The sequence below is a fragment of the Burkholderia cepacia ATCC 25416 genome, from assembly GCF_001411495.1.
GTDB lineage: Bacteria > Pseudomonadota > Gammaproteobacteria > Burkholderiales > Burkholderiaceae > Burkholderia > Burkholderia cepacia.
In genome coordinates this window covers 513868-526200 of record NZ_CP012982.1, presented here as the reverse complement: position 1 = coordinate 526200, position 12333 = coordinate 513868, and the positions used below count along the sequence as shown (strand labels likewise).

Annotated in this window: 12 protein-coding genes; 10 read left to right on the top strand and 2 right to left on the bottom strand. The window is 68.0% G+C overall.

All coding sequences use genetic code 11. From position 1 onward, the window contains the following. The first annotated feature begins 547 nt into the window (after nucleotides 1–547). The 4 genes from APZ15_RS19755 to APZ15_RS19740 all read left to right on the top strand — a co-directional run bounded on the left by APZ15_RS19755 (nucleotide 548) and on the right by APZ15_RS19740 (nucleotide 4138). Nucleotides 548–1444, top strand: a complete 897-nt coding sequence (locus APZ15_RS19755) for an NAD-dependent protein deacetylase (RefSeq protein ID WP_027791096.1) — start codon at nucleotides 548–550, stop codon at nucleotides 1442–1444. After that, a complete protein-coding gene (locus APZ15_RS19750) occupies nucleotides 1441–2082 on the top strand; it encodes a DUF938 domain-containing protein (protein WP_027791097.1) in 642 nt (213 codons plus the stop codon). Before APZ15_RS19755 ends, APZ15_RS19750 begins: the two co-directional genes overlap by 4 nt. A gap of 97 nt (nucleotides 2083–2179) precedes the next feature. Next, entirely contained in the window at nucleotides 2180–3592 is a 1413-nt protein-coding gene (gndA, locus tag APZ15_RS19745; protein WP_027791098.1) for an NADP-dependent phosphogluconate dehydrogenase, read from the top strand. A gap of 201 nt (nucleotides 3593–3793) precedes the next feature. Then, on the top strand, nucleotides 3794–4138 hold the full coding sequence (locus APZ15_RS19740) for a DUF4148 domain-containing protein (RefSeq protein WP_021160880.1): 345 nt from the start codon (nucleotides 3794–3796) through the stop codon (nucleotides 4136–4138). A gap of 130 nt (nucleotides 4139–4268) precedes the next feature. On the opposite strand, the gene APZ15_RS19735 is transcribed toward APZ15_RS19740, so the two are convergent. Next, nucleotides 4269–4589 carry a hypothetical protein gene (locus APZ15_RS19735; RefSeq protein ID WP_021160881.1) on the bottom strand — a complete coding sequence of 107 codons (321 nt, stop codon included), beginning with the start codon at nucleotides 4587–4589 and terminating at the stop codon, nucleotides 4269–4271. A gap of 412 nt (nucleotides 4590–5001) precedes the next feature. On the opposite strand from APZ15_RS19735, the gene APZ15_RS19730 reads away from it, so the two are divergent. Next, nucleotides 5002–5736: a peptidoglycan DD-metalloendopeptidase family protein gene (locus tag APZ15_RS19730; protein WP_027791099.1), complete on the top strand. Its 735-nt coding sequence runs from the start codon at nucleotides 5002–5004 to the stop codon at nucleotides 5734–5736. A gap of 57 nt (nucleotides 5737–5793) precedes the next feature. Here the strand turns inward: APZ15_RS19730 and APZ15_RS19725 are convergent, their stop codons facing one another. After that, a complete protein-coding gene (locus APZ15_RS19725) occupies nucleotides 5794–6432 on the bottom strand; it encodes a Pr6Pr family membrane protein (protein WP_027791100.1) in 639 nt (212 codons plus the stop codon). A 230-nt stretch (nucleotides 6433–6662) separates the two neighbouring features. On the opposite strand from APZ15_RS19725, the gene APZ15_RS19720 reads away from it, so the two are divergent. From APZ15_RS19720 to APZ15_RS19700, 5 genes are all read left to right on the top strand, one after another. Continuing rightward, nucleotides 6663–7199, top strand: a complete 537-nt coding sequence (locus APZ15_RS19720) for a cytochrome b (protein WP_027791101.1) — start codon at nucleotides 6663–6665, stop codon at nucleotides 7197–7199. A 159-nt stretch (nucleotides 7200–7358) separates the two neighbouring features. Further along, nucleotides 7359–7727, top strand: coding sequence for a DUF2946 domain-containing protein (locus APZ15_RS19715; protein WP_027791102.1), 369 nt, complete (start codon nucleotides 7359–7361; stop codon nucleotides 7725–7727). 83 nt (nucleotides 7728–7810) lie between these two features. Next, a complete protein-coding gene (locus APZ15_RS19710; protein WP_027791103.1) occupies nucleotides 7811–9943 on the top strand; it encodes a TonB-dependent copper receptor in 2133 nt (710 codons plus the stop codon). A 228-nt stretch (nucleotides 9944–10171) separates the two neighbouring features. Further along, nucleotides 10172–11266 (top strand): triacylglycerol lipase, encoded by a 1095-nt coding sequence (locus APZ15_RS19705; protein WP_027791104.1) that lies wholly within the window; start codon nucleotides 10172–10174, stop codon nucleotides 11264–11266. 3 nt (nucleotides 11267–11269) lie between these two features. Continuing rightward, nucleotides 11270–12304 carry a lipase secretion chaperone gene (locus tag APZ15_RS19700; RefSeq protein ID WP_027791105.1) on the top strand — a complete coding sequence of 345 codons (1035 nt, stop codon included), beginning with the start codon at nucleotides 11270–11272 and terminating at the stop codon, nucleotides 12302–12304. The last annotated feature ends 29 nt before the right edge of the window (nucleotides 12305–12333 follow it).

The following is a 12333-nucleotide window of genomic DNA, read 5'->3' as shown; positions in this document are numbered from 1 at the left end:
GACGTGAGCGCGCGGCTTTCCGTTCCATCCGAGCAATCGGGTTTGTTCTGAACGACGACGTGCAGGTGTGACGCACGAGGCCGACTGGTGCCGGTCGGCCGTCGGGGACGAACTTCGAATATCCGTGGATGGCCCGGCCCGGAACCCGGATCGTCATGCTGGCGCGCGCAACGCGAGTCGTCGCGCGGCGCAGGTGTTCGTGCGCCGTGTATCGCGTCGGCGCGACGGGCCCGAACCGGAGCGCACCGGAAAGCCGGCAGCGCATCGATGTGTCCGGCACCGCGGAATACATGCAGTCCAGGGGAAGCGTTCGCCGGCCGCGGCATGGCGGGCGCCGCGAAATTGTGCTGTCAGTTGATCCACTACCCCGATGGATCAATTGTTGAAGCGCCCATCGCCGAGTGGCGGATGGGCGTCTTTTTTTGTGCGCCGGTTTGCGACGCGGGCCATCGGCCCGATCGCGCGGCGTTCTGTATCATGTGCTGGCGTGCCTGGCTGCCCGTGCGGGCGCACGGCTTGCCGGCGCACCCGATCACGCGTTGCCAACATGAACGACACAGCCCTGCACGACCCCTCAACCGCCGGCATCGATCCGGCCGCACTCGATGCGCTGCAGACGTTCGTCGAACGTCATCCGCGCCTGCTGGTACTGACCGGCGCGGGCATCAGCACCGACTCCGGCATTCCCGGCTATCGCGACCGCAACGGCCAGTGGATGCGCTCGCCGCCGATTCAGCTCCATGAATTCCTCGGCTCCGATGCCGCGCGGCGGCGTTACTGGGCGCGCAGCATGATCGGCTGGCCCGTCGTCGGCCGCGCCCAGCCGAACGGGTCGCACGTCGCGCTCGCGCGGCTCGGCAGCGCGGGGCGGATCGAGCGTCTCGTCACGCAGAACGTCGACGGTTTGCACCAGCGCGCGGGCAGCGGCGACGTGATCGAGCTGCACGGCGGCATCGACGGCGTCACGTGTCTCGATTGCGGCGCGCATCATGCGCGCGCGACGATCCAGGTCATGCTCGAGGCCGACAATCCCGAGCTGCTGGGCGCGCAGGCCGAGCCTGCCGCGGACGGCGACGCGCATCTCGAATGGGCGGCGCTCGACACGTTCCGCATCCCGGCGTGCCCCGCGTGCGGCGGGCTGCTGAAGCCGGCAGTCGTGTTCTTCGGCGAAAACGTGCCGCGCGAGCGCGTGGCGCTCGCGTCGCAGGCGCTCGATGCGGCCGATGCGCTGCTCGTCGTCGGCTCGTCGCTGATGGTGTATTCCGGCTACCGCTTCTGCGTGTGGGCGCAGGCGCAGCACAAGCCGGTCGCCGCGCTCAATCTCGGCCATACGCGCGCCGATCCGATCCTGACGCTGAAGGTCGAGGCGCGTTGCGCACCCGCGCTCGACGCGCTCACCGCGCGGCTGGGCCTCGCGGGCCACGCACCGGAGCACGCATCGTGACCGATCCGACCGCTTCGCCCGATCCGTCCGCGCGGCTGTCGGCGCCGGCAGCCGAACGCAATCGCGGGCCGATCCTCGACGTCTTGCGCCGCGTGTTGCCGGCGAGCGGCCGCGTGCTCGAAATCGCGAGCGGCACGGGCCAGCACGTCGTCCATTTCGCACAGGCGTTGCCGGGCCTGCACTGGCAACCGAGCGATCCCGATGCGCAGGCGCGCCGCTCGATCGCCGCGTGGGTTGCCCATGCGGGCCTCGCGAACGTTGCCGGGCCGCTGGCGTTCGACGTGCGCGACGCGTCGTGGCCGGTCGACGCGCTCGACGCGATCGTCTGCATCAACATGATCCACATCTCGCCCTGGGCCTGCACCGACGCGCTGTTCGCGGGCGCGTCGCGCCTGCTGCGGCCGGGCGGCGTGCTGTTCCTGTACGGGCCGTATCGCCGCGAGGGCCGGCACACGGCGCCGTCGAACGAGGCATTCGACCTGCAGCTGCGCAGCCGCGACCCGTCGTGGGGCGTGCGCGATCTCGAAACCGTCGTCGCGCTCGGCCTCGATCGCGGGCTCGATTGCATCGAGGTGGTCGAGATGCCGGCGAACAACCTGAGCGTCGTGTTCCGGCGGCTGCCGCACGCGGAGCAGTGACACGCAAGCGCGCATCGCCGCCGGGTTTCCACTATCCTTTCGCCTGTGCGCGCGACCCGGTTCGGGTCGCGCCCCGTTTTTTCCGGAGAATTGACTAATGGGCAAACAAGCAATCGGTGTGATCGGGCTCGCGGTGATGGGCCGCAATCTCGCACTCAATATCGAGAGCCGCGGTTACGCGGTGTCTGTGTACAACCGCAGCCGCGAGAAAACCGACGAACTGATCGCCGAATTCCCCGGCCGCAACCTGGTGCCGACCTATACGCTCGAGGAATTCGTCGCGTCGCTCGAAACGCCGCGCCGGATCCTGATGATGGTGAAGGCCGGCGAAGCGACCGATGCGACGATCGCATCGCTCAAGCCGCTGCTCGAGAAGGGCGATGTGCTGATCGACGGCGGCAACACGCATTTCACCGACACGATCCGCCGCAACCAGGAGCTCGCGCAATCGGGCCTGCATTTCATCGGCACCGGCGTGTCGGGCGGCGAAGAGGGCGCGCTGCGCGGCCCGTCGATCATGCCTGGCGGCCAGCGTGACGCGTACGACCTCGTCGAGCCGATCCTCAAGCAGATCGCCGCGAAGGCGCCGTCGGACGGCGAGCCGTGCGTCGCCTACATGGGCCCGGACGGTGCGGGCCACTACGTGAAGATGGTCCACAACGGCATCGAATACGGCGACATGCAGCTGATCGCCGAAAGCTACTCGGTGCTGAAGGACGTCGCGGGCCTGACCAACGACGAACTCGGCGCGGTGTACACCGAATGGAACCAGGGCGAACTCGACAGCTACCTGATCGAGATCACGTCGAAGATCTTCGGCAAGAAGGACGAAGAGACCGGCAAGCACCTCGTCGACGTGATCCTCGATCGCGCCGCGCAGAAGGGCACCGGCAAGTGGACGAGCCAGAACGCGCTGGATCTCGGCGTGCCGCTGCCGCTCATCACCGAGTCGGTGTTCGCGCGCGTGCTGTCGTCGCTGAAGACCGAGCGTGTCGCGGCCAGCAAGATCCTGTCGGGCCCGGCCGCCGCGCCGTTCGACGGCGATCGCGCCGCGTTCGTCGAAGCGGTGCGCCGCGCGCTGTACCTGAGCAAGGTGATCTCGTACGCGCAGGGCTTCGCGCAACTGCGCACGGCCTCCGAAGAGTACGGCTGGAACCTCGATCTCGGGACGATCGCGAAGATCTTCCGCGCGGGCTGCATCATCCGCGCGCGCTTCCTGCAGAAGATCACGGACGCGTATGCGAAGGATCCGGCGCTCGCGAACCTGCTGCTCGACCCGTACTTCAAGGACATCGCCGCGAACTATCAGACCGCGCTGCGCGACGTCGTGGTGGCCGCGGTGAAGGCAGGCGTGCCGGTACCGGCGTTCGCGTCGGCCGTCGCGTACTTCGACAGCTATCGTTCCGAGCGGCTGCCGGCGAACCTCGTGCAGGCGCAGCGAGACTTCTTCGGCGCGCACACGTTCGAGCGTACCGACAAGCCGGGCAGCTTCCACGCGAACTGGTCCTGACCGGCTGGCAGGGGGCGGCATTGTTGCGAAAATCTATTCTTTGAATAGGGTTTTTCTATCCCGGATGCCGACATTGTTGGCTCCGGGGAAACAGTGTTTTCGTTCTTTCATGGTTTTCCCTAGGTGTTCCCGGGACTAAACTCTGTTCCATCGCTGCAGACATGGTGTGTGCGGCGGAGCAAAAAAATCCCGGAGGTAATCATGAAATCGCTGATCGCAACGTTCGCCGCAGCTGCCGTTCTCGCCGTTCCCGCCGTCTCGTTCGCCCAACAGAATGCGCCCGTCACCCGTGCACAGGTGAAGGCCGATCTGGTTGCCGTCCAGCAGGCCGGCTACAAGCTGGGCAGCGACCGTACGAACTACCCGGAAAGCATTCAGGCCGCTGAAGCCCGCCTGAACCCGCAACAGAACGTTGCCGCTGCCGACACGACCGGCTATGGCGCACAACCGGCTGCCGCGCAAGAATCCGGCGCACCGGCCAAGGCCAAGACCGGCTGGCAAGTCAAGCGCATCGCTGACGACGCGCCGATCTACAAGGGTCGTTAATGGTGGTTCGGTCGGTGCGGCCGCGTTGGCGGCCTGATCCGTCCCCTGAAGTACGAACAGCCCGTCGTTCCGGATAGCGGAACGACGGGCTGTTTTCATTGGTGGCGCGCGTATCGCGCCGACCGTCGGTTCAGTGCAGCGGGCGCCTGCCGCGCCCGATATCCCGGAACAGCGCTTCGGCCGGTTCCAGCACCTGCAGCCACGTTTCGTCGTAGCCGCTCAGCGTGTCGAGCGCGTCGCGCAGCCGCTCGATCGCGAGGACCGGCAGCTCGACGCTGTGGCGCGTGGCGCCGGTCATGTGCGCGACGCTCGCCAGCTGGACGAGCGCATCGGCCGCCTCGGCGACGTCGGTCGCGAACAGCAGGTGCCGGTTGAGCAATTCGACCAGGCCGCTGGAACCGGAGAAATCGTCGGCGTTGAGCTGCACGGAAAGAAACGTCGCGTTGTTCATTGTCATGCTCCTCGTTGTCGTTGGGTCGCGCAGTGCATCACCGAGTATAGGTGGCGATCGAAGGGAAGAATGTGACGGGATCGATACGGCAGGCGCGGGTGGTGAGGCCTGCGGAAGATCCGTGGCAGGCCCGCCCGGCGGGGCTCGCAGGCAGCCGGCACGCTGCTGCGGCACCGCAAGATTGTTGCCGGATCAGGCATCGGTCGCGGCCTTGACCGCCACAAATGGTATCTTTGCCGATCGGAACGGCGCGAAAAAGGGGCCGGTGAGCCCATCGCGCCGATGTTCCGCTGTGGAAACTGACGGCCGCGAGAGCGGTCGGATACTGATTGGTCCGGCCGTCCGGCCGGACATCGTGCGTCGCGCGCCGGGGGGCGGTGGGCGGCGCAACGACGCAAATCCGGGAGGACCCTTGAGAGAAACTATTCCCATCCACGATGCGCCGACGCGCTGGCTGCCGCAGGCGGCACTCGTTGCCGCGGCCATCGCGCTGACGGGTTGCACGATGACGCCGTGGACCGACAGCTGGCAGCCGGCGCGCCAGTCGGCACCCACGTCGGCCGCGACGCCGGGCGTGATCGCCGGCTATTACCGCGTGAATCCGGGCGATACGCTCGCGGGCGTCGCGAACGCATACGGGCAGCGCGTGCAGGACGTGGCCAGCTGGAACCACATGGCGCCGACCGATGCCGTGTATCCCGGGCAGGTGCTGCGCGTCGCGCCGCCGCCTGCGGCGACGTCGCTCGGGCAGCCGCCCTCGGCGGCCGCGCAGCCGGGCTCGCTCGCCTGGCCGGCCACCGGTGTCGTGGCGACGCCGTTCACGGCCGGCAGGACGCGCGGCATCGTGATCGCCGCGTCCGGCCCCGACCATTCGGTGCGGGCCGCGGCGGCCGGACGCGTGGTTTATGCGGGGTCCGGCGTCAAGGCCTACGGCCCGCTCGTGATCCTGAAGCATGAGAACGGGCTCATCACGGCCTACGGACACAACGGCAAACTGCTGGTCAACGAAGGCGACGCGGTGCGCCAGGGCCAGCCGGTCGCCGAAATGGGCACCGACACGAGCGGCCGTTCGACGTTCGAGTTCGAAGTGCGCCAGAACGGCAAGGTCGTCGATCCGATGAACTTCCTGCCGCGCAACGGCGGCTGACGGCCCGCCTCACCCCGTGTGCGCCGGGCGGCGCACACGATCCGGCGTTTCCCGCCTTCATCCTTTCCCGAGCGTCACTGCACCCGACTGTCTCGCGTGATTGCCGAGCCAGCGAATGCCCAGTGCGAGCGCCGCCGCGCCGATCGCGATCAGCGAACACTGGATCGCGACCGGCAGGTAGCCATGCGGCCGCGGATCGACGAACGGGTAGGGATACCAGTTCTCCAGCGCGCCGCGCACGAGCGTATAGCCGAGATAGACGACCGGAAAGGCGAGCCACGCGAACGCGCTGCGCCGCGGGATCGGCAGGCGCGGCTCCACGTACAGCCAGTCGCACAGCACGACGAGCGGCACGATCCGGTGCAGCACCCAGTTGTTGAACGCCGGCGTGACGTGGCGCAGCGCATCGAGCCGCGCGAGCAGGAGCTCGTAGACGATCGCGGTGATCAGGACGTACAGCACCGCGGCGCCGCGCATCGATTCGTAGCGAGCCGAGCCGGGGCGGGCGATGCGCCAGAGCCCGGCGGCGAGCATCGCGGCCGCGTAGAGGCTGCTCAGTTGCGTGAAGTAGCTGAGAAAGTTGCCGAGCTCGAATGCAGGCATGCCCCAGTAGCCGGCGATGCTGTGCAACGTCGTCGACACCGCGAGCAACGCGGCGGTCAGCCGATAGGCCGCAACGAAGAACGCCTTGCTCATGATGCGCGCGCAACGTCGACACCAAAGCTTCATCGTGCCACAGCCGTTTACGGGCGCGATGCGGATTTTCCATATGACGGCCCGCGCGACGCGTGCGCTGACGATTCGTCCGATATTTGACCTTGCCGCACAAAACCGGACGCACGTGCGGCTACAATCGTGGCAGCTTTGCCGGGCTGCCGAGCCGATTGCGGCATGCGCCCATCCCCGCATACAACACGAGACGAAGCATGAGAAACATCCTCGCGAAACAGACGCGCTACAGCTCGCCCGCGATCTTCTTCCACTGGGCCGTGTTCGCGCTGGTGGCGCTGGCCTACCTGGCGATCGAGATCCGCGGCCCGAAAGGCAGCGACAGCCGGGTGTTCTGGATGAACGTGCACCTCACCGCGGGCACGCTCGTGCTCGTGCTGTCGGTGCTGCGCGTGCTGTGGCGAGTCGTCAGCCGCGTGCCCGAGGCCGTTCCGCAAACGGCGCTGCTGCGCTGGCTCTCGAAGCTCGCGCATCTCGCGCTCTACGTGTTCATCATCGCGCAGCCGCTGCTCGGGATCATGACGATCAACCTGGGCGGAAAGCCGGTGTCGCTCGACTGGCTTGGCGTGTCGTTCACGCTGCTCGGCCCCGACAAGGCGCTGCGGCCGACGATCAAGGAAGCGCACGAGCTGATCGGCAACGCGTTCTATTTCGTGATCGGATTGCACGCGCTGGCCGCGCTCTACCATCATTTCATCCGGCGCGACGACGTACTGCGGCGCATGGCGCCCTGAACGGCACGTTCGTTCCGGAAGCATGCAGCAGGCGGGGGCGCATGGTTGTGTTGACAACCATGCGCCCCCGGTCCGTTTACTGCCGTCTGCGCTGGTCAGCGCGTTAAACATTCTGTAACATCTCGGCTGTTTTTACATTCCGCTTACTCTGCGCCGCGCATGCTGCACCGACATCGTCACCTGACCGCCTGGCTTGGCGTGCTCGCGATCTGGTTCGCGATCGCGGCGCCGCTGGTGTCGCAGTGGCGCGTCGCGCAGGCGGCCACGCCCGACGCAATTGTCTGCAGTGCAGAGCATGGCGCGCATCGGTCACCCGATGCAGGCCGCATGCACGATCACGCGCTGCATCTCGATGCGTGCGGCTACTGCGGTTTCTTCGCGCACAGTCCCGCGATCGGCGGGACTGCCGCCGCGGCACTCGCTTCCGTTCCCGTCGTTTCCGTCTCCGCCGTCGCGCCGCCTGCCGTCGCGGCGCGCGCCGACCGCTATCCGCGCGCGTACCCGCGCGCACCGCCCGAGCGCGCCTGACGCGCTGTTTTCCGTTCTTTTCACCGCCGATATCCGTGCGGCCCGTCGAGGCCGTGCGGAGGGCGTCACTCGGGCTTTCGATCATGACCATTTTCCAGTTGCGTGCGCCGCGGGCGTCGCGCAATGCCTGTGCGCGGCGCTTGCCGCGTGTGCTGAAACTCACCGTTCCCGCGCTCGCAGCCGGCGCACTGGCCGCGAGCGCCGCGGCAGCCGAAACGGCGCGCGCGGCTGGCGCGCCGGCCGACGACACGGCCGCGCCGCTGCCGGCCATCGAAGTCGTCGCATCGCCGCTGACGACGCCGCTCGTCGTCGTCACGGATCCGAAGACCCCGCGCCAGCCGCTGCCCGCCAGCGACGGCGCGGATTACCTGAAGACGATCCCCGGCTTCACGTCGATCCGCAGCGGCGGCACCAACGGCGACCTCGTGCTGCGCGGGATGTTCGGCTCGCGGCTGAACATCCTGGCGAACGGGATGTCGACGCTCGGCGCATGCCCGGGCCGGATGGATGCGCCGACGTCGTATATCGCACCGGAAAGCTATGACAAGGTCACCGTCCTGAAGGGGCCGCAGACCGTGCTGTACGGCCCCGGCGCATCGGCCGGCACCGTGCTGTTCGAGCGCGTGACCCCGCGATTCGACAAGCCCGGCATGCGCTTCGAGGGCAGCCTGGTCGGCGGGTCGTTCGGCCGCAACGACCAGAACGTCGACGTGACGGCCGGCACGCCGGACGTCTATGGCCGCGTGACCGCGAACCACGCGCATTCGCAGGACTACAAGGACGGCAACGGCAACACCGTGCCGTCGCAGTGGGACAAATGGAACGCCGACGCGGCGCTCGGCTGGACACCGGACGACCACACGCGCGTCGAGCTGACCGCCGGCACCGGCGACGGCTATGCGCGCTACGCGGGGCGCGGAATGGACGGCGCGCATTTCCGCCGCGAGACGTTCGGCCTGTCGTTCGACAAGAAGCATATCGGCGACGTGCTCGACCGGATCGAGGCGCGCGTGTACTACAACGAAGCCGATCACGTGATGGACAACTACACGTTGCGGCAACCCGACCCGACCAGCAGCATGCCGATGCGGATGGCGTCGGAAGTGCGGCGTCGCACGGTCGGCGCGCGCGCAGCCGCGACGTTCCGTTTCGCCGGCGACTTCAAGCTCGTGACGGGCGTGGATGCGCAATCGAACCGGCTCGACTCGCGCTCGGCGATGGGGCGGCAGAACTACGGCGACCAGCCGTGGGATGCGCAGGCGACGATGTGGAACGCGGGCGTGTTCGGCGAACTGACGTGGTACGCGAGCGAAGTGTCGCGCGTGATCGGCGGCGTGCGCGTCGACTATGCGAGCGCACGCGACAAGCGCGCGACGACGAGCGGCATGATGAAGAGCAAGCCGAATCCGACCTTCGACGACGATCGCACGCGCGTGCTGCCGAGCGGCTTCATCCGCTACGAACGCGATCTCGCGTCGCTGCCCGTCACGTGGTACGCGGGGATCGGCCATACGGAGCGTTATCCCGATTACTGGGAGCTGTTCTCCGCGAAGCGCGGGCCGGCCGGTTCGGTCAACGCGTTTTCGGCGGTGCAGCCGGAGAAGACCACGCAGCTCGACATCGGCGCGCAATACAAGAGCGACCGGCTCGATGCATGGGTGTCGGCCTACGCGGGCTACGTGCAGGACTTCATCCTGTTCAACTACTCGGCCGGCATGATGGGCTCGACCACGCAGGCGACCAACGTCAATGCGCAGATCATGGGCGGCGAGGCGGGCGTGTCGTGGCGGCCGGTTGCGCCGCTGCGCGTCGAGACGTCGCTCGCGTATGCGTGGGGGCGCAACGTGGCAAGCGGCGATCCGCTGCCGCAGATGCCGCCGCTCGAGGCACGCATCGGGCTCGAATACACGCGTGGTGCGTGGTCGGCAGGGGGCCTGTGGCGCATCGTTGCGCCGCAGCATCGCTATGCACTGAACGAGGGCAACGTGGTCGGCAAGGACTTCGGCCCGAGCGCCGGATTCGGCGTGCTCTCGCTGCATACGCAGTACAACGTGAGCAAGACCGTGCAGATATCGGTGGGCGTCGACAACGTGCTGAACAAGGCCTATACCGAGCACCTGAACCTCGCCGGCAACGCGGGCTTCGGCTATCCGGCGAACTCGCCGGTGATGGAGCCGGGCCGGACCGCCTGGGTGCGCGTGAGCGCGAAGCTGTAACGCGTCGCGCGTGTGCGTTGCAGCATGCGCACGCATGAACGCGGCCCCGCCTGAACGGGCGGGGCGCGTCAACCGATTAGAGAACCGTGTCTAGTCAGGGCGCAAACGTTCGCGAGTCGTGATTCACTCCCGCATTCGACGCACACGGTGCGCGCGACGTTCGCGATGCAGGGTGTGTGTCGATCCGGCTTCATTCGCACCGGCAGCACAATAATCAGGAGAACATGCATGGCCAGGACGATGCGTTCCAGGGTGGTGGCAGGGGCAGTGGCATGCGCGATGAGCATCGCGCCGTTCGCGGGGACGACCGCGGTGATGACGCTCGCAACGACGCACGCGGCAATGGCGGCCACCGCGCCCGCCGCTGGCTACGCGGCGACGCGTTACCCGATCATCCTCGTGCACGGGCTCTCGGGTACCGACAAGTACGCCGGCGTGCTCGAGTATTGGTACGGCATCCAGGAGGACCTGCAACAGAACGGTGCGACCGTCTACGTCGCGAACCTGTCGGGTTTCCAGAGCGACGACGGCCCGAACGGGCGCGGCGAACAGTTGCTCGCTTACGTGAAGACGGTGCTCGCGGCGACGGGGGCGACCAAGGTCAATCTCGTCGGTCACAGCCAGGGCGGCCTCTCGTCGCGCTATGTTGCTGCCGTCGCGCCCGATCTCGTTGCGTCGGTGACGACGATCGGCACGCCGCATCGCGGCTCCGAATTCGCCGACTTCGTGCAGGACGTGCTCGCGTACGATCCGACCGGGCTTTCGTCATCGGTGATCGCAGCGTTCGTCAATGTGTTCGGGATCCTGACGAGCAGCAGCCACAACACCAACCAGGACGCGCTCGCCGCACTGCAGACGCTGACCACCGCACGGGCCGCCACGTACAACCAGAACTATCCGAGCGCGGGCCTGGGTGCGCCGGGCAGTTGCCAGACCGGTGCGCCGACCGAAACCGTCGGCGGCAACACGCACCTGCTGTATTCGTGGGCCGGCACGGCGATCCAGCCGACGCTCTCCGTGTTCGGCGTCACGGGCGCGACGGACACGAGCACCCTTCCGCTCGTCGATCCGGCGAACGTGCTCGATCTGTCGACGCTTGCGCTGTTCGGCACCGGCACGGTGATGATCAACCGCGGCTCCGGGCAGAACGACGGGCTCGTGTCGAAATGCAGTGCGCTGTTCGGCAAGGTGCTGAGCACGAACTACAAGTGGAACCACCTCGACGAGATCAACCAGCTGCTCGGCGTGCGCGGCGCGTATGCGGAAGATCCGGTCGCGGTGATCCGCACGCATGCGAACCGGCTGAAGCTGGCGGGCGTGTAATCGATGACGGCACGAGGAGGACGCGCGCCGCTGGCGCGCCGCGCCGTGGTCTATGGTGCCGTGGGGCTGGCGGCGGTTGCCGGCGTGGCGATGTGGAGCGGCGCGGGCCGGCATGGCGGGACGGGCGCATCCGGCGAGCCGCCGGATGCGTCGGCGGCACGCGGACCGGCTGCCGCACCGCCGCAGGCCGCCGTGCCGGCAAGCACGAGCCTGCCGCCGTCGCTCGCCGGCTCCAGCGCGCCTCGCTTGCCGCTCGATGCGGGCGGCCATCTCGCGAAGTCGCGCGCGGTGCGGGATTTCTTCGACTACTGCCTGACCGCGCAGAGCGACCTGAGTGCGGCCGGGCTCGATGCGTTCGTCGTGCGCGAGATTGCCGCACAGCTCGACGGTACCGTTGCGCAGGCCGAGGCGCTCGACGTGTGGCACCGGTATCGCGCGTATCTCGACGCACTCGCGAAATTGCGCGATGCCGGCGCGGTCGACAAGTCGGACCTGGGTGCATTGCAGCTCGCGCTCGACCAGCGCGCGTCGATCGCGTACCGCACGCTCGGCGACTGGAGCCAGCCGTTCTTCGGTGCGGAGCAATGGCGGCAGCGCTACGACCTCGCACGGCTGAAGATCGCGCAGGACCCCGCGCTGACGGATGCGCAGAAGGCCGAACGGCTCGCGGCGCTCGAACAGCAGATGCCGGCCGACGAACGCGCCGCGCAGCAGCGCGTCGACCGGCAGCGCGCGGCGATCGACCAGATCGCGCAATTGCAGAAGAGCGGGGCGACGCCCGATGCGATGCGCGCACAACTGACGCAGACGCTCGGCCCTGAAGCGGCCGTGCGCGTCGCGCAGATGCAGCAGGACGACGCATCGTGGCAGAGCCGCTACGCGGACTATGCGGCGCAGCGTGCGCAGATCGAGTCGGCCGGCCTGTCGCCGCAGGATCGCGACGCGCAGATCGCCGCGCTGCGGCAGCGCATGTTCACGAAGCCCGGCGAAGCCGTGCGCGCGGCTTCGCTCGATCGCGGGGCGGGCAGCGCGCGGTAACACGGGCGGCGCTGGCGGCCCGGCGCATG

Coding starts and splice junctions, on each gene's coding strand:
- APZ15_RS19755 (WP_027791096.1), top strand. CDS start 548: ATGAACGACACAGCCCTGCACGACCCCTCAACCGCCGGCATCGATCCG.
- gndA (WP_027791098.1), top strand. CDS start 2,180: ATGGGCAAACAAGCAATCGGTGTGATCGGGCTCGCGGTGATGGGCCGC.
- APZ15_RS19740 (WP_021160880.1), top strand. CDS start 3,794: ATGAAATCGCTGATCGCAACGTTCGCCGCAGCTGCCGTTCTCGCCGTT.
- APZ15_RS19735 (WP_021160881.1), bottom strand. CDS start 4,589: ATGAACAACGCGACGTTTCTTTCCGTGCAGCTCAACGCCGACGATTTC.
- APZ15_RS19725 (WP_027791100.1), bottom strand. CDS start 6,432: ATGAGCAAGGCGTTCTTCGTTGCGGCCTATCGGCTGACCGCCGCGTTG.
- APZ15_RS19720 (WP_027791101.1), top strand. CDS start 6,663: ATGAGAAACATCCTCGCGAAACAGACGCGCTACAGCTCGCCCGCGATC.
- APZ15_RS19715 (WP_027791102.1), top strand. CDS start 7,359: ATGCTGCACCGACATCGTCACCTGACCGCCTGGCTTGGCGTGCTCGCG.
- APZ15_RS19710 (WP_027791103.1), top strand. CDS start 7,811: ATGACCATTTTCCAGTTGCGTGCGCCGCGGGCGTCGCGCAATGCCTGT.
- APZ15_RS19705 (WP_027791104.1), top strand. CDS start 10,172: ATGGCCAGGACGATGCGTTCCAGGGTGGTGGCAGGGGCAGTGGCATGC.
- APZ15_RS19700 (WP_027791105.1), top strand. CDS start 11,270: ATGACGGCACGAGGAGGACGCGCGCCGCTGGCGCGCCGCGCCGTGGTC.